The organism is Mycobacterium sp. P7213, from assembly GCF_900604305.1.
Classification (GTDB): domain Bacteria; phylum Actinomycetota; class Actinomycetes; order Mycobacteriales; family Mycobacteriaceae; genus Mycobacterium.
Map to the genome: position 1 here is coordinate 77,798 of NZ_UWOA01000008.1, position 18,832 is coordinate 96,629.

General features: G+C 68.8%; 17 protein-coding genes and 1 pseudogene. 9 read left to right on the forward strand and 9 right to left on the reverse strand.

What is annotated here, in order from left to right:
• From EJK91_RS04730 to EJK91_RS04755, 6 genes are all read right to left on the reverse strand, one after another.
• Window positions 1-276 carry a hypothetical protein gene (locus EJK91_RS04730; RefSeq protein WP_024440124.1) on the reverse strand — a complete coding sequence of 92 codons (276 nt, stop codon included), beginning with the start codon at window positions 274-276 and terminating at the stop codon, window positions 1-3.
• Window positions 273-4,799, reverse strand: a complete 4,527-nt coding sequence (locus EJK91_RS04735; RefSeq protein WP_241178625.1) for a cation-translocating P-type ATPase — start codon at window positions 4,797-4,799, stop codon at window positions 273-275. The genes EJK91_RS04730 and EJK91_RS04735 overlap by 4 nt, the downstream gene beginning before the upstream one ends.
• Window positions 4,800-4,810: 11 nt before the next feature.
• Window positions 4,811-5,317, reverse strand: a complete 507-nt coding sequence (locus EJK91_RS04740; protein ID WP_036456809.1) for a hypothetical protein — start codon at window positions 5,315-5,317, stop codon at window positions 4,811-4,813.
• Between the two features lie 106 nt (window positions 5,318-5,423).
• Window positions 5,424-6,227: an exodeoxyribonuclease III gene (locus EJK91_RS04745; RefSeq protein WP_024440121.1), complete on the reverse strand. Its 804-nt coding sequence runs from the start codon at window positions 6,225-6,227 to the stop codon at window positions 5,424-5,426.
• Window positions 6,228-6,306: 79 nt separating this feature from the next.
• Window positions 6,307-7,230: an N-acetylglutamate synthase, CG3035 family gene (locus EJK91_RS04750; protein WP_125078370.1), complete on the reverse strand. Its 924-nt coding sequence runs from the start codon at window positions 7,228-7,230 to the stop codon at window positions 6,307-6,309.
• Window positions 7,231-7,239: 9 nt separating this feature from the next.
• A complete protein-coding gene (locus EJK91_RS04755; protein ID WP_024440119.1) occupies window positions 7,240-7,833 on the reverse strand; it encodes a peptide deformylase in 594 nt (197 codons plus the stop codon).
• A 383-nt stretch (window positions 7,834-8,216) separates the two neighbouring features.
• On the opposite strand from EJK91_RS04755, the gene EJK91_RS04765 reads away from it, so the two are divergent.
• From EJK91_RS04765 to EJK91_RS04785, 5 genes are all read left to right on the forward strand, one after another.
• Complete coding sequence (locus tag EJK91_RS04765) at window positions 8,217-8,525, forward strand: DUF3263 domain-containing protein (protein WP_024440118.1); 309 nt, start codon at window positions 8,217-8,219, stop codon at window positions 8,523-8,525.
• Between the two features lie 65 nt (window positions 8,526-8,590).
• Complete coding sequence (locus EJK91_RS04770; RefSeq protein WP_024440117.1) at window positions 8,591-9,061, forward strand: LytR C-terminal domain-containing protein; 471 nt, start codon at window positions 8,591-8,593, stop codon at window positions 9,059-9,061.
• Window positions 9,062-9,070: 9 nt separating this feature from the next.
• Window positions 9,071-9,781 carry a superoxide dismutase[Cu-Zn] gene (gene sodC, locus EJK91_RS04775; protein ID WP_125078371.1) on the forward strand — a complete coding sequence of 237 codons (711 nt, stop codon included), beginning with the start codon at window positions 9,071-9,073 and terminating at the stop codon, window positions 9,779-9,781.
• Window positions 9,762-10,925 carry a glutamate--cysteine ligase gene (locus EJK91_RS04780; protein WP_125078380.1) on the forward strand — a complete coding sequence of 388 codons (1,164 nt, stop codon included), beginning with the start codon at window positions 9,762-9,764 and terminating at the stop codon, window positions 10,923-10,925. Before sodC ends, EJK91_RS04780 begins: the two co-directional genes overlap by 20 nt.
• A complete protein-coding gene (locus EJK91_RS04785; protein ID WP_125078372.1) occupies window positions 10,925-11,563 on the forward strand; it encodes an LON peptidase substrate-binding domain-containing protein in 639 nt (212 codons plus the stop codon). Before EJK91_RS04780 ends, EJK91_RS04785 begins: the two co-directional genes overlap by 1 nt.
• A 55-nt stretch (window positions 11,564-11,618) precedes the next feature.
• Here the strand turns inward: EJK91_RS04785 and EJK91_RS04790 are convergent, their stop codons facing one another.
• Together EJK91_RS04790 and EJK91_RS04795 are read right to left on the reverse strand one after the other, a co-directional pair.
• Window positions 11,619-12,458, reverse strand: coding sequence for a mycofactocin-coupled SDR family oxidoreductase (locus EJK91_RS04790; protein ID WP_125078373.1), 840 nt, complete (start codon window positions 12,456-12,458; stop codon window positions 11,619-11,621).
• A gap of 77 nt (window positions 12,459-12,535) precedes the next feature.
• On the reverse strand, window positions 12,536-13,132 hold the full coding sequence (locus EJK91_RS04795) for a TetR/AcrR family transcriptional regulator (protein ID WP_024440112.1): 597 nt from the start codon (window positions 13,130-13,132) through the stop codon (window positions 12,536-12,538).
• A 129-nt stretch (window positions 13,133-13,261) separates the two neighbouring features.
• Here EJK91_RS04795 and EJK91_RS04800 point away from each other — a divergent pair, with 129 nt between their 5' ends.
• The 3 genes and pseudogenes from EJK91_RS04800 to EJK91_RS22130 all read left to right on the forward strand — a co-directional run bounded on the left by EJK91_RS04800 (window position 13,262) and on the right by EJK91_RS22130 (window position 15,402).
• Window positions 13,262-14,542: a cytochrome P450 gene (locus EJK91_RS04800; RefSeq protein ID WP_125078374.1), complete on the forward strand. Its 1,281-nt coding sequence runs from the start codon at window positions 13,262-13,264 to the stop codon at window positions 14,540-14,542.
• Between the two features lie 68 nt (window positions 14,543-14,610).
• Window positions 14,611-14,958: pseudogene (locus EJK91_RS23100) on the forward strand (bleomycin resistance protein); the annotation flags it as partial.
• Window positions 14,959-15,402 (forward strand): SRPBCC family protein, encoded by a 444-nt coding sequence (locus EJK91_RS22130; protein ID WP_046301143.1) that lies wholly within the window; start codon window positions 14,959-14,961, stop codon window positions 15,400-15,402.
• Between the two features lie 17 nt (window positions 15,403-15,419).
• Here the strand turns inward: EJK91_RS22130 and EJK91_RS04810 are convergent, their stop codons facing one another.
• Window positions 15,420-17,624 (reverse strand): AAA family ATPase, encoded by a 2,205-nt coding sequence (locus EJK91_RS04810; RefSeq protein WP_125078375.1) that lies wholly within the window; start codon window positions 17,622-17,624, stop codon window positions 15,420-15,422.
• Between the two features lie 80 nt (window positions 17,625-17,704).
• On the opposite strand from EJK91_RS04810, the gene EJK91_RS04815 reads away from it, so the two are divergent.
• The coding region (locus EJK91_RS04815) for an HNH endonuclease signature motif containing protein (RefSeq protein WP_164517878.1) at window positions 17,705-18,832 on the forward strand (1,128 nt) is incomplete at its 3' end.

Here is an 18,832-nt window from a genome sequence, read left to right on the forward strand (position 1 = left end):
CTAGACGTCTTCTAGGGCCTCGCCGAGCTGTTCGAGCACCTCACTGCGGTGGTTGCTGGCCAGAATGTGGCCGGCAGCCACCGCCACGGCCACCGGCCAGTCGATGATCTCGAAAGCCGCCAGCAACGCCAGCCCGCCGTAGTAGGCCAATTGCTCAGGCCGCGGCACCGTCACCTTGCCGAACAGCGGCAATTCAACGGCGAACCCCTCTGCCTCGCGAATGTGGGCCACTGCCTCGCGCTGGGAAGCGCTGCGCCGCGGCTTGTCCGCCATCATGAACCTCCTGGTGGCGACGGGTCGCCGGATGATCGAGCCGCGACCGTTCCGCGGCGGGAGCCAGTGTCCCCATTGTGCACAAGCCGCAGCCGCGGCGCCGGGTGACCGTCGGATGATTCCTGCGGGCGGTCCGGTTGACGCGGCCCGGGCACGATGAACTCCTTCGGCTTGGCCATGTCGTCCCGCGCCCCCGACAGCAGTTTGGGCACCACGGCTGCGCCGACGGTGGCCACCGTCGCCGTACCCAGAGCCTGGGCCCAGCCCAGAGGCCCGATCGGAGTGCAGCCCAGCAGCTGGCTGATACCGGGGATGGTGATCAGCGTCCCCATCATGCCCAGCGAGCCGACAGCGGTCGCCACCACCAGCGGATCACGCGAATCCAGCAGAGTCTGCCCCAGTTGCGTGGCGACCAGCGACACCAACGCCACCGTGGAGGCCCGCTGCGGGCGCCCGGTGACCGAAGCCAGACCCCAGGCGGTCACCGCGGCCGACGCCGTCGTCACGCCGCGCACGCCCACCGTGCGCCACAGCGCGCGTTCGTCGGGACCGTGCCCGCCGGCGGCGGCCTGCTCATTGAGCGAACTGACCGCCAGCGCGGTGGCCGGCAGCGCGTCGGTCAGCATGTTGACCAGCAACAGCTGGCGTGCGTTCAGCGGCGAACGACCGGTCAGCGCGCTCCCGATGATCGCGAAGGCCACCTCACCGGCATTGCCGCCCAGCAGCACCGCCACCGCGGCCTGTACCCGCTGCCACAGCTCGCGGCCTTCGTCCAACGCATCCAGAAGGGTGTCGATCCGCTCGTCGAGCAGCACTACGTCTGCGGCGGTGCTGGCCGCTTCGCTGCCGTGCGCGACCACCGCGATCCCCACGGTGGCGGCCCGGATCGCCGCGGCGTCGTTGGCTCCGTCGCCGACCATCGCCGACACCTTGCCGGTGCGCTCCAGCGTCTGGACGATCTGCACCTTGTTCTCCGGAGACATCCGGGCGAACACCACGCGCTCGGCGACCGCAACCTCTTGGCCCTTGCGGGACAACGCATCCCACTGCGCGCCTGTGATCACCTGATCGTCGTCGACGTCCAGTCCCAGCTCCCGGGCGATCGCGGTGGCGGTCAGCGGGTGGTCGCCGGTGATGAGCCGCACCGGGATTCGCCGGCGCTTGAGGTCGGCGAGCAGTTCGGTGGCCTCGTCGCGCGGCGTGTCCGACAGACCGAGCAGGCCCACGAAGGTCAGACCGTCGCGGCAGTACTCTGCGATCTCCTCGGGTTCGGGATCGATACTCAGGGCGGCGCGTTCTGCCGGGGTCAATTGGCGGCGGGCAACCGCAATCACGCGCAGCCCCTCGGCGGCCAAGGTGGCCACCGACTTCTTGATCGCCGGGCCCGCCCCGGCGCACGCCAGCACCACTTCCGGGGCACCCTTGAGGGTCAACTCGGTTCCCCGTATCGAGGCCGAGAACTGACGCCCGGAGCGGAACGGCAGGTGCGCGACCGGCCCTGTCGGTGCGCCGGCGACTCCGGCCAGCGCCGCGCCCTCCACGATGGCGGTGTCGGTGGCGTGCACCTGCCGGGTGCCGTTGGGGACCGGGGCCGCGGCGGCGGCAAAGCGCAGCACGTCGTGTTCGGTGAAACCCGTGGCAGGGTGCACCTGCGACACCCGCAGCCGGTTGCGGCTCAGCGTGCCGGTCTTGTCGAAGCAGACCACGTCGACACGGCCGAGCGCCTCCACCGAACGCGGCACCCGCACCAGCACACCGGCCTTGGTCAGTCGTCGGGCCGACGCCTGCTGTGACAAGGTGGCCACCAGCGGAAGCCCTTCGGGAATGGCTGCGACGCTGACCGCGATGCCGCTGGCCACCGCCTGCCGCAACCCGATCCGGCGGGCCATCCCCAGCCCGGTCACCAGCGCGCCGCCGGCCAGGCTGATCCGCCAGGCCTTGCTGGTCAGCAGGCTCAGCTGATGCTGCAGCCCGATCGCGGACTGATCGCCGGCGACCAGTTCGGCGGCCCGCCTCCCGTGGGTGTCGCCGCCCACCGCGGTCACCAAAGCCACCGCGGTTCCGGTGACGACGGTGGTACCGGCGTAGACCATGCATTCCCGCTCGGCCAGATCGGCACCCGGCGTGGCCTCGACCTGCTTGACCACCGTGAGCGACTCGCCGGTCAGCGACGACTCGTCGACCTCCAGGTCGATCGCGTCGATCAACCGGCCGTCGGCGGGCACCACCTCATGGGAGTGCACCTCGATCACATCGCCGGGCCGCAGTTCCTCGGCCGGAATCTCAACGTGGCTTCCGTCGGGCAGGACCCTGCGCGCCGGCGGAACCTGCTCGTTCAGCAGCACGTTGAGCCGGCGCTCTGCGACCAGGCGCTGCGCGGCCGCGAGCATCGCGTTGCCGCCCAACACCGAACCGACCAGGACCGCGTCGACGGGTGAACCCAGCACCGCGCTGGCCGCGGCCCCCAGCGCCAGCACGGGCGTGATCGGGTCGGACAGTTCACTGCGCACGGCCTGGGCAAACTGCCGCAGCAGCCGCGGCGGCGCGGTTGCCTGCGCCCCGCGGCGGGCCAGATCCACCGCCGCCAGCGCAGCGGCGGCGGCCGGCGCATGGTGGGTGGTGCCGGGCTCATCCAGCTCCGGCGGCGGCAACACCGCCCGGACCTGGTCGACCGACATCGCGTGCCACTCGTGCACCGCCGCCGGCCGCGGCACCGCGGCATCCACGGCACGGCGCGCCAGCCAGTACCCCGAGAGCGCGCCGGCCGCCGCACCCGTGGTCACCGGCCCGGGCCCGCTACCGCGCACCCCGGGCAGCAGTAGCAGCGAGCCCAACGCCGTGGCACCGGTGGAGATCTCCACGCCACGGTGACTGGCGGAGCGGGCCGCGGGCAGGGCGTGCAACACCCGCCAGGCCGCGGCCAGGTCGGTCAGCAACACATCGGCGCACCACGGCGGGACACCTTGTCCCGGCAGCACGCCCAGCGCCACGTCGGCCGCAGCCAGCGCCTCCACGGCTACCGCGGACAGCACCGCGACGTCATGGCCGTCGGCCTGGTAGGCGGTTACCGCGGCGGCCAGCGCCTGGTCTACCGAGGCGCCGTCCAGGGGCCGGATCTCGTCGAAGACCGGCCGCAGCTCCCCGAGCGCGTCGGCCTCCACCGAGACCACCTCGACGTCGGCGCGGCGCGCCTCGGTCACCACCGCGGCGGCCAGCGGCAATAGCGCGGGCTGGAATGACGCCTGCACCCCGGGGCGTGGTCCGATGCGGTGCCAACCCGGTTTGAGGTCGGCGTCGGTCAGGCGTGCCTGGGCCTGCGCCCATGCGGCGCGCAATTCGTCGTCGTCGGCGCCGCGCACCTGCATCACCCGCAACGTCTCGCCGCATAGCACCCGAGGATCGATGACCACGGTGTCGACGCGGTCGAGTTCACGCAGGCTGCCCGGCCGCAGCACCACCGTGCCGTGGTGATCGGCCAGGCCCCGGCCCAGGGTGGCGGCGAAGGACTCGCGTGCGGTGCGGGTGGCCTTCGGCGCGGTCACCGCGGCGGCCGTGCCGGCCAGGTCGGGATTGCGGGTCGCGGCGCCGATCACCCCAGCGCCCAGGAGTTGTGCCCAGGCGCTGCGGGTCAGGTGGCGCTCGACCGGACCCGGCGGCCGCGGCGCCGGCCGCTGCGGAACGGTCACCGGCGGATGATCGGCGTGGTGGGCGAGCTCCGGCTCGTGGCGGCGCCAGGCGCGGGCCGCGGCGCGTTCCTCCCCGGCGCGCATCGCCTCCACCGACAAGTCCACCGCCAGCGTGGTCGGCGCGGTGTTGAGGGTGTGCACGCCGGCGCTGGCCAGTGCCAACAGCGCATCGGTTGCCTGCTTGCCGAGGCGGTCCTCCAGCAGTCGGCGCACCCGAGGCTGGTAGTCGACGAGGACGACGCCGGCCTCCAAACCGAGCGGCAGGCCCGGCAGGCGCAGCAACCGGCCCACCGTCGCGGCGCCCAAACCGGCGATGTTGGCGCCGACGGTCAAGGCGCGCAGCGTCTCGGTCATTCCATCGCCGGGCAGACTCACCGGGGCTTGACCGCGGGATTCCGCCGTGCGGTTAGCGAGGCTCGACGCAGGAGAGTCGAAGCTGTGCCGGCTTTCGACGTCGGCCACCACGTGGCACAGTTCACGCACCGAGACGACGTCATCGGCGGTTGAGTCGAGCCCGACCACCAGACGCGACAACGGGTGGTTCAAGCGGACCGAGATCACGCCGGGCAGTGCGCGCGCGGCTTCCACGACGGCGGTCGCCAGCTCGTCACCGGCGGGGCCGTCGAGGCCACGGATCTCGACCCAGGCCCGCCCTTCGCCGCGGAAACAGCGCCGGGACAGCACCGGGCCCCCGTCACCGTTCGGCAGGACAGCCGCGGCAAATCCGGCAGCGGTCTGGACCGAGGCTTCGATCAGCGCTGAGGTCAGTTGGACACCGAAATTCGCTGCGCGCAGCGGCCAGAAGCGGCGGACGGCACGCAGGGAAGAGTCTGAATTCACTCGGTACCCGACTAGTGGCGGGTGCGAGTGCGGTTGCTGCTGGCGCCGCTGCGTGGCTGCCGTGCCGCTGTCTTCTTCGGCTGTGGGGCGCGACGCGCTGACGTCGACGAGTTCGCCGATTTCACCGGCTTCGTCGCCTTCGTCGGCTTTGTCGCCTTCGCCGGCGGCGCCGCCCTGAGCGGCCGTACCGACGCAGTCGAGGCCTGGGCCGACGCCTTGTTGTGATCCGACCGGTTGGTCAGTTGTTTGAGCACCAGTGCGGTGCCGCCCACCGCGACCAACACCGGCCACTCGACCAGCCCGGTCACGCCGAGGGCGCCCAAGGTCAGCGCGGCCGCGGGAGTCGAGTGGCTGCCGGTGCGCAGCCCGCGCTGCACGCCGCCGGCCGCCCCCGTGACACCGCCGATTACCCCGTTGACTGCGGCCCCGCCGATCGCCCCGGCTGCCTCAGTGGTCATGGTGACCGCGCGGCTCGCCGCTCCGGCCACCTTTCTTACCGTCCCTGCGACGGCGTTCATGGGAATTCCCTGCCCTTCAAATGAGCAAATTGGATAATCCGCCTATCCTATGCGCGATTTCGCGATCGGTCCGAAATCCACACCGAATTCATAGAACTGCGGCTTATCAGTCCCGCCGGATCTCGACCAACACCGGCGCGTGGTCACTCGGTGACTTGCCCTTGCGTTCTTCGCGGACGATCTCAGCGTGCGCGACGCGAGTCGCCAGGGCGGGGGAGCCCAGGATGAAGTCGATGCGCATGCCCTGCTTCTTGGGGAACCGCAGCTGGGTGTAGTCCCAATAGGTGTAGACGCCCGGGCCGGGCGTGAAGGGCCGCACCAGATCGAGGAACTGCGCGTCGGCCATCGCCTGGAAGGCCAGACGCTCCGGTGGTGAGACGTGTGTCGCGCCCTCGAAGAACTCCATGCTCCATACGTCGTCGTCCTGGGGAGCGATGTTCCAGTCGCCCACCAGCGCGATGGGCGCCGACGGATCGTCACGCAACCACCCTTCGGCAGTATCGCGCAGCGCCGCAAGCCAATCCAGCTTGTAGGTGTAGTGCGGGTCGTTGAGTGCGCGTCCGTTGGGCACGTAGAGACTCCAGACCCGCACCCCACCGCAGGTGGCGCCCAGCGCGCGCGCCTCCACGGCGGGATCGGCGTCGGCCTTGGCCCATGCCGGTTGGCCGGGAAACCCGACCTCGATGTTGTCCAGGCCGACGCGCGACGCGATCGCCACCCCGTTCCACTGGTTCAGTCCGACATGGGCAACCTCGTAGCCCAACTCGTGAAACGGCAGCGCCGGAAACTGCGCGTCGGTGCACTTGGTCTCCTGCATGGCCAGTACGTCGACCTCGGCACGGGCCAGCCAGTCAGTCACTCGGTCCACCCGAGAGCGGATGGAGTTGACGTTCCAGGTGGCCAGTCGCAGAGCAGTCACGAAGCCACCCTAGTTCGATGGCGGTGACCCGCTGCGCGTGACTTCGTCGCGCTTGCGATCGCCGCTAGAACTAGAGCGCCGACCCGCTGCCCAGCGGCCGGGCATCGATATAGCGGCTGCGGTGCTGGCCTGTGAATCCGATCGCTTCGAAGAACCCGAACACCTGCGGGTCGTTGCTCGGCACCTGCGCGTAACCGCGGGTGGCGCCGCGACCCACCCCCCAGGCCTGCAATGCGCCCCAGATCGCCCGTCCGTAGCCCTGCCGGATCCGGTCGGTGGCCACCCGAACCGCCGTCAGCCCCAGCCACCGCGTCCCGTCCGGGCCCTCGGTGACCGCACCACGCCCCACCGCCATCCCGGGAATCGACGCGAAGATCACCTCACCCTCGACCACTGCGGTCAACACCTCCACCGGTACGTCATGGCCGAATACCGCCAGCCAGTCTGCGTCGGGTTCGCTGATCAGCGCCACCTGGTCCCCGGCCGTCTCGGCGCTCAGCTCGCACACCAGGGTGCGGGTCTCGTGCCGCGTCGGGATGTCCTCGGGCAGCCGCAACAGCCGCTCGGGGACCGCCAGCGTCGGTGGTAGACCACGCCGCGTGTACCAGTCGATGATCGCCGGGATGGTGTTCGCGTGGGCAAACATGTCGAGGGGCACAGCGGAATTGGTGGTGAGGTCGGCGCCGCGGCCCGCCCGCAGGAACCAGCCGTCCAGCCACCGATGGTCACTGCCCGGCCAGGCCAGCGCGGCGGCATGCTCGACGGAACGGATCGTGGAGTTCTTCACCGGCCGGTCGGTCAGCCGGCGCACGTAGAGCACATCGGCATGCCGGCATTCGTGGGTCACGCCATCGGCCGAACGGACCTGCACCAGCGGGCTGGTTGCCACCAGGTGCCCGATCACATCGCCCATCGGAGGCTCTGAACCAGGGGCACGCAGGTAGCGCAGACTCACCCGGACGCCGATCTCAGGGAGTGCGGGCGGTTGGGACACGAGTGCTCGTCAGTGACCGAACGGATCGGGCTCGTCGCCCGGCATCCACGACAGGCCGGGCACGCCCCAGCCGTTGGACTTCACCGTCCGCTTCGCGGCGCGGGCGTTCCGGCCCACCAGCATGTCCAGGTAGAGCAACCCGTCGAGGTGGCCGGTCTCGTGCTGCAGCATCCGGGCGAACAGCCCCGTGCCCTCCAGCGTGACCGGGTTGCCGTCGGCGTCCAGGCCGGTGACCCGCGCCCACTCCGCCCGACCGGTCGGAAACGATTCGCCGGGCACCGACAGGCAGCCTTCGTCGTCCTCATCGGGGTCGGGCATGGTTTCGGGCCGTTCGGAGGTCTCCAGCACCGGGTTGACCACCACGCCGCGGCGCCGTGTCGTGGAGCGACGGTCGTCGGCGCAGTCGTAGACGAAGACCCGCAGTCCCACGCCGATCTGATTGGCGGCCAAGCCGACGCCGTTGGCGGCGTCCATGGTCTCGTACATCGTCGTGATGAGCTCGCCGAGGTCGGCCGGCAACGAGCCGTCATCGGCGACGGGCACCGGGCTGGTCGGAGTGTGCAGGACGGGATCGCCCACAATGCGGATGGGTAGGACGGCCATGACCGCAAATCTTAGGTGGGCGGTTCAGCGAGGCTCGACGGAGGAGAGGCGAAGCTGGGACCGCCGGGTTGGTGGGCGGTTCAGCGAGGCTCGACGGAGGAGAGGCGAAGCTGGGACCGCCGGGTTGGTGGGCGGTTCAGCGAGGCTCGACGGAGGAGAGGCGAAGCTGGGACCGCCGGGTTGGTGGGCGGTTCAGCGAGGCTCGACGGAGGAGAGGCGAAGCTGGGACCGCCTCCGGCCGAGTGCAGCGGCCACGGCGACGCGCGGGGCGGGCTCCCGGTTCAACACAGCATGCCGTGATTGAATATTCGCTCAGAACACTCCGCCGAAAACAACCGAACGTTTGCAGCGAGAGAACTTTCCGGAAGGGTCCAGGAATCGATATGGACGGCGCCATGGCGCAGGCGAATCGCTCAGGGGACGATTCGGAACCCACCGACGGTCTGAGCCGTCGCGAACACGACATCCTGTCTTTCGAACGGGATTGGTGGAAGTACGCCGGCGCCAAGGAAGAGGCCATCAAGGAACGCTTTGCGCTGTCGGCGACTCGGTACTACCAGGTCCTCAACGCGCTAGTCGACCGGCCCGAAGCGCTGGCCGCCGACCCGATGCTGGTCAAACGGCTGCGTCGGCTGCGCTCCAGCCGCCAGAAGGCGCGTGCCGCGCGCCGGCTCGGGTTCGACATCACCTGATTGCCTGACACGTTGATCGCCGGGCGTTTATAGGTCATGGCCCGCTCCTCGATACAGTGGGCGCAATGAACGACCACGTTCCTGACTCCTCTCGACTCCCACTCCGGGCAATGGTGATGGTGCTGCTGTTCTTGGGCACCGTCTTCCTGCTGGTCGGGTTTCAAGCCCTCGGCTCCTCGAGCACCGACGACGACGCCGACCGTTCGACGACGGCGCAACCCGTCACCACGTCCTCGGCGCCGGCCAAACCCGAACGCCCCGCGCGTAAGTCCGACGTGCGGGTCTTCAACATCTCCGAACAGGCGGGCCTGGCGGGGAACACCGCCGACCGGCTGCGCGAAGCCGGCTGGAACGTGACCGAGATCGGCAACCTCGAACTGCCCGAGGTCACCCAGACCACCGTCTATTTCAGCGACGCCGAGGGTGAGCAGGACGCGGCCCATTCGATCGCCCAGGTGCTGGGAGCGGTCGTCGAGCCGCGCATCCCCGACGTGGCCGAGCAACCACCGGGCGTCATCGTGGTGGTCGCGGGTTAAGCTCCTCGCATGGTCACAGGTCACCGCAGAGCTCTTGCCGCCGTCGTCTTCGCCATCCCGGCCGTGCTGTTGGCGGCGTGCAGTCCCCCCAACGAGGTGCCCTCAGACGTGCCCGGCACCACGCCGGCCATCTGGACCGGGTCGGCGGCGCCGTCGGCCACGGAGTCCGAGTCGGGTGGTTCGGCCGGCGCGGACAATCTCGTCGCGCATCTGACGACCGCCGATGGCGGCCAGGTCGCCACCGCGACGTTCGAATTCAGCAAGTCCGGCGGTAAGGAGTTCGCCACCGTGACCGTGCGGACCACCAGCAGCGGTGTGCTGTCGCCCGGTTTCCACGGCCTGCACGTCCACGCAGTCGGGAAGTGTGAAGCAGAGTCGGTGGCCCCCACCGGCGGCGCGCCCGGCAGCTTCCTGTCGGCCGGCGGCCACTTCCAGGCGCCCGGCCACAGCGAGCACCCGCAGAGCGGTGACCTGACGTCGCTGCAGGTGCGCTCCGACGGCAGTGGGCTGCTGGTCACCACCACCGACTCGTTCACCAAAGCTGAACTGCTGGCTGGCGAGGGAACCTCGATCATCATCCACGCCGACGATGACAACTTCGCCAACATCCCGGCGGACCGCTACACCCAGGTCAATGGCACGCCCGGCCCGGACCAGACCACGCTGACCACCGGAGATGCCGGAAAGCGGATTGCGTGTGGTGTCATCGGCGCCGGATAGCCCGCCGGTCGGGGCTTCGCCGAGATCTGAAGCCCGAATCGAGTTCGCTCGCAGCGCCCGTCCCACCCTCGGCGTGGAATGGGAGCTGGCTCTCGTCGATGCCCAGACGCGTGATCTGAGCAACGAAGCCAGCGCGGTCCTGTCCGAGCTTGGCGAAAACCCGCGCGTGCACAAGGAGTTGCTGCGCAACACCGTCGAGCTCGTCACGGGTATCTGCGACAACACGGGCGAGGCCATCGAGGATCTGCGCCAGACGCTGAAGACGACCCGGCCGATCGTGCACGCCCGGGGGATGGAGCTCTTCGGCGCCGGCGCGCACCCGTTCGCACAGTGGTCGGCGCAGAAGCTGACCGACGCGCCCCGCTACGCCGAGTTGATCAAACGCACCCAGTGGTGGGGCCGGCAGATGTTGATCTGGGGCGTGCACGTCCACGTCGGCATTTCCTCGTCCTACAAGGTGATGCCGATCATCTCGTCGCTGCTGCAGCATTATCCGCACCTGCTGGCGTTGTCCGCGTCATCGCCGTGGTGGGACGGTCACGACACGGGTTACGCCAGCAACCGCGCGATGATGTTCCAGCAGTTGCCCACGGCGGGTCTGCCGTTCCAGTTCCAGACTTGGGCAGAGTTCGAGGGTTTCGTCTACGACCAGAAGAAGACCGGAATCATCGACCACACCAACGAGATCCGTTGGGACATCCGGCCGTCACCACATCTGGGCACCATTGAGGTGCGGGTCTGCGACGGAGTGTCCAACCTGCGCGAGCTGGGCGCCTTGGTGGCGTTGACGCACTGCCTGATCGTCGATCTGGACCGGCGGCTGGAGGCCGATGAGTCCCTGCCCACCATGCCGCCCTGGCACGTGCAGGAGAACAAATGGCGCGCGGCCCGCTACGGGCTGGACGCCGAGATCATCCTTGATGCCGACAGCAACGAGCGGCTGGTCACCGAGGACCTCGACGAGCTGCTGAACCGGCTGGAACCGGTCGCCGCGCGCCTGCACTGCTCCGACGAGTTGGCGGCTGTCGCGGACATCTACCGAACTGGCGCTTCGTACCAGCGTCAGCGCCGGGTCGCCGAGGAACACGACGGTGATCTGCGTGCCGTGGTCGATGCACTGGTGGGCGAGCTCGATATCTCGTGATGGAACTGCCGATGTTCCCGCTGGAATGGGTGTTGCTGCCCGGCGAGGAACTGTCGCTGCGGATCTTCGAGTTGCGTTACACCGTGTTGGTCGGCGACTTGATGCGCAGCGGTGATCCCCGGTTCGGGGTGGTGCTGATCGCTCGGGGCCGAGAGGTGGGCGGCGGTGAGCAGCGCAACGATGTCGGCGCGATGGCCAACATCACCCAGTGCACGGAACTCGGGGCGGGCCGGTACGCGTTGCGTTGCCTGACCGGGGAGCGGATCCGGGTGCGTGAATGGCTCGCCGACGATCCGTACCCGCGGGCGATCACCGAGGTATGGCCTGACGAGCCGTCAGAACCGTTGACGGACAAGCAGTTCGGTGCGCTCGAAGATCGCATCGTCACGCTGCACAAGCGGATGGCCCAAGCCCAGCGACGGTGGGTGATGCCGGGTCGCAACAGTTTGGTGGGCGGTCGCCGGCTGCGCTCGCTGGACCCGGTGCAGCGACTGTACTCGCTGGCTTGCCGCGTCCCGATGGGGGAGGCCGACCGCTACGCGGTGCTGGCGGCGCCGTCGCTGTCGGACCGCTTGTCGGCGCTGTACGAGGCGATCGAAACCGTTTCCGCGCGAGTCGAATTCGACATCCCTCGTTGACCCTGCGTCCAGGGCGTGAAAGTGCGAGTGCAGGGTCGACGGATATTTTGCGGGCCTACTTCAGGCAGCTGCCGGCGTCGACGGTGAGCGTGAGTCCGGTGACATACCGGGCCTCGTCGGAGGCCAGAAACAGCACGGCGTTGCTGATGTCCACCGGCTCCACCCATCCGATCGGCAGCACGTGCATGAGCTGCGCCACGACGGCCATGTCATCCGGTCCGGGGTTCTCCAGGTCCGGGCGGAACAGCTTCATCGTGCCCTCGTTCATGAACAGCGGCGTGTTCACGTTGGTGGGGTGCACCGAGTTGACCCGGATGAAGTGCTGGCCGAGTTCGATGGCGAAGGTGCGCATCAGCCCCACCACGCCGTGTTTTGCCGCGATGTAGTGACCGGTGTGCGGGTAGGCCTTGAGGCCGCCCACCGAGCTGGTCAGCACGATAGAACCGCCGTTGCCGCCAGAAATAAGATGCGGGACAGCGGCTTTGACGGTCTTCCAGACGCCGGACAGGTTGACGTCGATCATGTCCTGCCAGTCGGCCTCGGAGGTTTTGTCCAGGGTCTCGCCACCGTTGCCGATTCCGGCGTTGGCCACTATGACATCGAGGCGCCCGAGCTGCTCGACACCGCCGTCGACCGCAGCCTTGAGCGCGTCGAAGTCACGCACATCGACTTGCGCCGTCACGATGCGGCGGTCCAATCCCTTGACCAGGTCGGCGGTCTCGGCGAGGTCGTCGGGCGTCGCCGCGGGGATGTCCTCGTTGCTGCTGATCCGAGCGCAGACATCGACGGCGATGATGTCGGCACCTTCCTGCGCGAGTCGCACCGCGTGACTGCGCCCCTGGCCGCGGGCCGCGCCGGTGATGAGCGCGACCTTTCCCGCTACTCGTCCACTCATGTCCGCACCTCGTCTCGTTGTTGGTCGATCGATCAGCACGGCTGGCACCAAAGGGCCAGCCTGTCAACCATCGGTTGTTAGCGGGGGGCGGCGGGCGGCGGCGCCAGCCGGCTCAACTGGCGCTCGATCAGGGCGCGCACTTCGTCGTGCCCCCGGGTGACGCCGACCGCGCTCTCGTTGCATAGGTTGCGGGCGGTTTGGGCGATCAGGATCGAGATCACGACCGGCGGATATTCCTCCAGATCGACGCCGTTGGCGCGCAGTGCCACCGTGACGGCCGCGGTCTCGATGTCGCGTACTCGCTCGGCATAGGCCTTGAGTTCGGTCCGGATCGCCTTGCGGTGGTTGGCCAGTGCCATGAACTCGGTGTTTAAGCTGGTCATACGGGTATCGCTATTGATCTCCCACAGTGTCCGCAGTGGATCGTCGTCGGTCAGGGCGGCGCGCATCCGCTCCAGCGCGACATCGGCGCCAGCCCTCAACACCTCGACGAACAGGTCATCCATGGTGGGGAAGTAGTAATAGACCAGGGCTTGGCGCACGCCGGCCTCGGCGGCGACCCGCCGCGACGTCGCCGCGGCATAGCCCTCGTCGCGCATCAATCGCGCCGTCGCCTCGATCAGGCGGCGTCGGGTGGCGTTGTCGGTCGTTTTGGCCTTGCGTGGAGCCGCCATTCAGGCCGGCCCGGGGTTGCGGTTGCTTGACCGTCCGGCGCCGCGCGTGGTAGGCATGACGCATTCTAGCAATTTGATCGATCGACCAGTGTGACGAGGTTGCCGCGCGCGCGAAAGGGGTATCGGGAGATGGTGGATCTCGCGGCGGTGGACTACTTCTCCGACCAGGCCGTCACCCAAGATCCCTACGACTACTACGAGTACCTGCGTGCCAAGGGCCCGGTGTTCACCGAGCCACATCACGGTGTCGTGGCTGTCACCGGCTACGACGAGGTGCTCGCCGCGTTCAAAGACCACGACTCATTCTCGGCGGTGAACGCCATCGGCGGGCCGTTTCCACCGCTGCCGTTCGAGCCTGAGGGCGACGACATCACCGAGCAGATCGAGGCGCACCGGCACAAGTTCCCGATCTTCGAGCACGTCGTGGTGATGGATCCGCCGGCGCATACCCGAGCCCGCGCGCTGTTGAGCGGGCTGCTGACTCCCAAGCGGCTGAAGGAGAACGAGGAGTTCATCTGGCAGCTGACCGATACGCAGCTCGACGAATTCATCGGTACCGGCCGCTGTGAGTTCCTGTTCGACTACGCCAAACCGTATGCAACCCTGGCCATCACCGATCTGCTCGGGGTCCCCGAGGAGGATCGCGCGGAGTTCCGCAGTGCGCTGGGTGCCGGGCATCAGGAGGGGCAGCATGTCGGCTCCCTTGATGGGACACCGGTGGGTCTCAATCCTCTGCAGTACCTCGACGGGAAGTTCAGCGGCTACCTCTCCGAGCGGCGGCGGGAGCCTCGTGGGGACGTTCTCAGCGCGCTGGCCGCCGCGACCTACCCCGACGGTTCCACACCGGAACTGCTGGAGGTGGTTCGCCCGGCCACGTTCCTATTCGCTGCCGGTCAGGAGACTGTCACCAAGTTGCTGGGGGCGGCGGTGCAAACCCTGGGCGATCGGCCCGAGCTCCAGCAGACGCTGCGAGACAACCCCGCGCTGATCCCGGCCTTCATCGAGGAGGCGCTGCGAATTCAGAGCCCCACCAAGATCGACTTCCGTCTCGCCCGTAAGACCACCACGCTGGGCGGGGTGCCGATCAAAGCCGGCACCGTGCTGATGCTGTGTCTGGGCGCGGCGAACCGGGATCCGCGCAAATTCGCCAGCCCCGACGAGTTCCGGCTGGACCGCAAGAACGTGCGCGAACACATCGCCTTCGGCCGCGGCATCCACACCTGCGCCGGTGCGCCACTGGCCCGGGTCGAAGGGCGCATCACGATTCACCGCATGCTGGACCGGATGCGTGACCTCCGGGTCAGCGAAGCCCACCACGGGCCCGCCGGCCAGCGGCGCTACTCCTACGAGCCCACGTTCCTGCTGCGCGGGCTGACCGAGCTGCACATCGAGTTCGACCCGGTGGGCTAGCCCTCCGGGCTGAATCCGTGGGGCAGGCCGGCGAGCTTGCCTCGACGTACGCTCACGCTATGGCCGACATCGAGTTCACCTCGGTCGCACCGATCATTTCCGTGCGAGACCTCGACGCTGCGCTGGACCGCTACCGTCGGCTCGGGTTCACCGTCAACCACTATGGCGGCCCGGCCCGCTACGGATTCGCCGACCGCGGTCCGGTTTCGTTGCACCTTTCCGAATGGGCCGAACACGATCCACTGCGCACCGCCGCCAGCGTGTACTTCTATGTCGACGACGCCGACGGGCTCTATGCGCAATGGACGGCGTCAGGCGTACCGGGACGGTTTGTCGAACCGGTCGACACCGACTACCAGATCAGGGAATTCGCCTATATCGACCCCGAAGGCACCTTGCATCGAGTCGGCTCGCCACTGCCGGCGAAGGTGGTCAGCGCCAGCAGGGTGATCGCGGCGCCGGCGAAGCTGATCTTCGACTTCATCGCCGACCCGGCCCGGCAGCCGCGCTGGGATGGAAACGCGAATCTGGCCGAAGCCGCACCCGGCCAACGGGTTCATGCCGTCGGAGACGTTTTCACCATGACGCTGACCATGGGAAAGGTCCGGGAGAACCACGTGGTGGAGTTCGAGGAAGGGCGCCGCATCGCCTGGCGCCCGGCGGCCCCCGGGTGTGCGCCGCCGGGACACCTGTGGCGATGGGAGCTCGAGCCGCTCGGGCCGGCGCGCACGCGAGTAACCCACACCTACGACTGGTCGGAGCTGTCCGACCCGAACCGTCTCGCCCGCGCCCGGGACACTACCGCGGACAAGCTCGCCGCCTCACTGTCCCGGCTCGCCGCGCTGGTCGAGGTCTCTTGATTGCCGATACTCCGAACTCAGCGGTTGTCAGCGAAGGAGCGCAGCGCGTCGACCTGAACGGGATCCAGTGAGGGCCGGACGTTCTCGCGTGCCGCGGTGACGTCGGCCACGGTGACATCGGCAGCGTCGATGCTGCGCCGCATTGCGGTCAGGGCGGCTTCGCGTAGCAGTGCCACGCAGTCCGCGGCACTGTAGCCCTCCAGGTCCGCAGCCAGCGCGTCGAGGTCGACGTCGTCATGCAGCGGAACGGATTTCCCGGACACCCGCAGGATCTGCCGGCGAGCGTCGGCATCCGGCGGCTCGACGAACACCAGCTTCTCCAGCCGGCCCGGCCGGGTCAGGGCCGGGTCGATCAGATCGGGGCGGTTGGTGGCACCGACCACCACCACGTCGCGCAGCGGGGTGACGCCGTCGAGTTCGGTGAGCAGCGCGGCCACCACCCGGTCGGTGACCCCCGAATCGAAGCTCTGGCCGCGTCGCGGTGCCAGGGCGTCGATCTCGTCGAGGAAGACCAGTGACGGAGCCGAATCGCGGGCGCGCTGAAACAGATCCCGCACCGCCCGCTCACTGCTGCCCACCCACTTGTCCATCAGCTCCGCGCCTTTGACGGAGTGCACGCTGACGCGACCAGAGCCCGCCAGGGCGCGCACCACGAAGGTCTTGCCGCACCCCGGTGGGCCGTAGAGCAGCACCCCGTGCGGCGGGTCGACGCCGAGGCGGGTGAACGTATCCGGGTGCTGCAGCGGCCACAACACCGCTTCGGTCAGTGCCTGCTTGGTGGCGACCATGTCGCCGACGTCGTCGAGGGTGACGTTTCCCACTTGTAAGCCGACCACCACGTCTGCGGCCGCCGAGCGCGACAGTGGCCGGATCACGCTGAGTGCTCCGACCAGATCCTCCTGGGTGAGCTTGGGTTCCTCATCGTTGTCGCTGGCTCGCGACGCCGCCCGCAGCGCCCCCTCCCGAACCAGTGCGGCAAGGTCTGCGGCCACGAAACCCGGTGTGCGTTCCGCGATCTCACCCAACGCCAAGTCTGCGGTGGGAACCGAGATGAGCAAGGTGGCCAGCAGCGCAGCCCGGGTCGCGCCGTCGGGAAGACTTAGCCGGATCTCGCGATCGCACAATTCCGGCGCCCGCAGTCGGGGATCCACATGGTCCGGCAGCGCCGAGGTAGCGATGAACGCCACCCCTTCGGTGGCCACGACGTTGCGCAGTTCGGCAAGGATCAGCGTTGCCACCGGCTCCGACGGTTCGGGCAACAGCGTGTCGACGTCAGCGATGAGCAGCACTCCGCCGCCGTCGCACACCTGCGTCGCCGCGGAACGCACTGCGGCCAGCCGCTCGTCGGCGGCCAGCGCCCCGATCTCGGGCCCGTCCAGCTCGATCAGCCGGCGGCCCTCGCACACCGCCCGCACCAGGGTCGTCTTGCCCACCCCGGCGGGACCGGACACCAGCACACCGAGATTCGTTCCCGCCCGCAGGGTTTTCAACAGCTGCGGTTCGTCGAGCGCGAGCTTGAGCCATTCGGCGAGTTTGGCGGCCTGCGCCTCGCAGCCCTTGAGTTCGTCGATGGCGATGCGGGCCGGGGCAGCCGGTTTGGCGACGGTGGTGACCGCGGCGGCGGGGCCGTTGCCGAAGGTGACCAGCGAGTTGGGCTGAACGCTGACCGGCCCGGCCGGGTCCACGCCGGTGACCGTCAACAACTCCGAGGTCCAGCTGATACCGACTGCCGATGCCAGCGCGGCGGTGGCCGCCGACGTGGAGGTGCCGGGCCCGAGGTCGCGCGGCAGCAGGGAGACCGCGTCGCCGACCGTCATCACCTTGCCCAGCAGAGCTTGGCGCAGGGTGGTGGGCGACAACGTCTGGGACGTCAGGGTGGACCCGCTCAGCGTCACCGAGCGGGCACCGTGGACGGTGGCCGCGGCCACGACCACCTGTGTGCCATCGCGCAAGCCGGCGTTGGACAGCGTCACATCGTCGAGCAGCGCCACACCGGCCGGCGCATCCGGACCCGTCAGCCCCGCCACCGCCGACGTCGTGCGAGAACCGGTCAGCGAGACCGCGTCCCACTCCCGGATACCCAGGGCAGCAACGGCTTCGGGATGCAGCCGTACCACGCCACGGCGGGCGTCGACGGCGGAGGTGTTGAGCCGGGCGATCAGGGTCAGGTGCCGGGAGGTATCGACCCAGCGGTCTTCTCCGTACTCTTCGGAGGAACTCACCCGGTCAAATTACGCGGACTTCCTCGTGCGTGGCAATCGACGTGCCCGGCCGTGTCGTACCCCTCTGCGATGCTGATGGCATGTCCTCGATCGCGCCGTCAGCCAGTGCCGAAGTGCATCCGGGCGCGCGTCTTGAGGTGCTCTTCGAGGAGCTGGCCGAGTTGACCGGTCAGCGCAACGCGATCGATGGACGCATCGTGGACATCACTGCAGAGATCGACCGCGAGCAGCTGTGGGGCGCCACCGGAGCGCGGTCTGTCGCTGCGCTGCTGGCCTGGAAGACCGGGGTGTCACCGGGCAATGCCCACACCATCGCCACGGTGGCCCATCGAGCCGAAGAGTTTCCCCGCTGCGTCCAGGGCCTGCGGGACGGTCGCGTCTCCCTCGATCAGGTCGGGGTCATCGCCGGGCGGGCCGCCGACGGTTCCGACGAGCACTACGCCCAGCTAGCCGCCGTGGCCACCGTCAGCCAACTACGCACCGCGGTCAAGCTGGAGCCGCGCCCCGAACCCGATCACCGGCCCGAGCCGGCGCGATCGATCACGAAAGTCACCGACGAGCAGGGCAGCTGCTGGCGGATCAAACTCGATCACCTCGACGCGGCCAAGTTCGATGCGGCACTGCAGTCTCATCTGGACGCCCTGATGGCCCAGTGGAAACACGACCACGAGGGCCGCACAACAGATCAGGCGCCTCCGTTGCCGACTACTGCGGATGCGTTCATGCGTCTGGTCGAGACCGGATGGGACGTCGAGTCCGCACGCCGGCCGCACGGACTCCACACCACGGTGGTAGCGCACCTCGACGTCAAGGACCGGGTCGCGGCACTGCACCTGGGGCCACTGCTGTCGGAAGAGGAACGCCGATACCTGCTGTGCGACGCCAGCTTTGAGGTGTGGTTCGAGCGCGCCGGTGAAGTCATCGGCGCCGGCCGCACCACCCGCGGAATCAGCCGCCGGCTGCGCCGGGCCCTTGAGCACCGTGACCGCTGCTGCGTGGTTCCCGGTTGTGGGGCCACCCGAGGGTTGCACGCCCATCACATCCGGCATTGGGAAGACGGCGGCGAAACCGAACTGAACAACCTGGTGCTGGTCTGCCCGTATCACCACCGGTTACATCACCGCGGTCTGATCACCATCACCGGAGACGCCGCCAGCCTCACCGTCACCGATGACACCGACCGACCACTGAGTGCCGCATCGCTGGCC

What these genes read in the sequence shown, in the direction of transcription:
- EJK91_RS04730 (WP_024440124.1), bottom strand. Translation starts at nt 276, where the DNA reads ATGATGGCGGACAAGCCGCGGCGCAGCGCTTCCCAGCGCGAGGCAGTG.
- EJK91_RS04740 (WP_036456809.1), bottom strand. Translation starts at nt 5,317, where the DNA reads ATGAACGCCGTCGCAGGGACGGTAAGAAAGGTGGCCGGAGCGGCGAGC.
- EJK91_RS04755 (WP_024440119.1), bottom strand. Translation starts at nt 7,833, where the DNA reads ATGGCCGTCCTACCCATCCGCATTGTGGGCGATCCCGTCCTGCACACT.
- EJK91_RS04765 (WP_024440118.1), top strand. Translation starts at nt 8,217, where the DNA reads ATGGACGGCGCCATGGCGCAGGCGAATCGCTCAGGGGACGATTCGGAA.
- EJK91_RS04770 (WP_024440117.1), top strand. Translation starts at nt 8,591, where the DNA reads ATGAACGACCACGTTCCTGACTCCTCTCGACTCCCACTCCGGGCAATG.
- sodC (WP_125078371.1), top strand. Translation starts at nt 9,071, where the DNA reads ATGGTCACAGGTCACCGCAGAGCTCTTGCCGCCGTCGTCTTCGCCATC.
- EJK91_RS04785 (WP_125078372.1), top strand. Translation starts at nt 10,925, where the DNA reads ATGGAACTGCCGATGTTCCCGCTGGAATGGGTGTTGCTGCCCGGCGAG.
- EJK91_RS04790 (WP_125078373.1), bottom strand. Translation starts at nt 12,458, where the DNA reads ATGAGTGGACGAGTAGCGGGAAAGGTCGCGCTCATCACCGGCGCGGCC.
- EJK91_RS04795 (WP_024440112.1), bottom strand. Translation starts at nt 13,132, where the DNA reads ATGGCGGCTCCACGCAAGGCCAAAACGACCGACAACGCCACCCGACGC.
- EJK91_RS04800 (WP_125078374.1), top strand. Translation starts at nt 13,262, where the DNA reads ATGGTGGATCTCGCGGCGGTGGACTACTTCTCCGACCAGGCCGTCACC.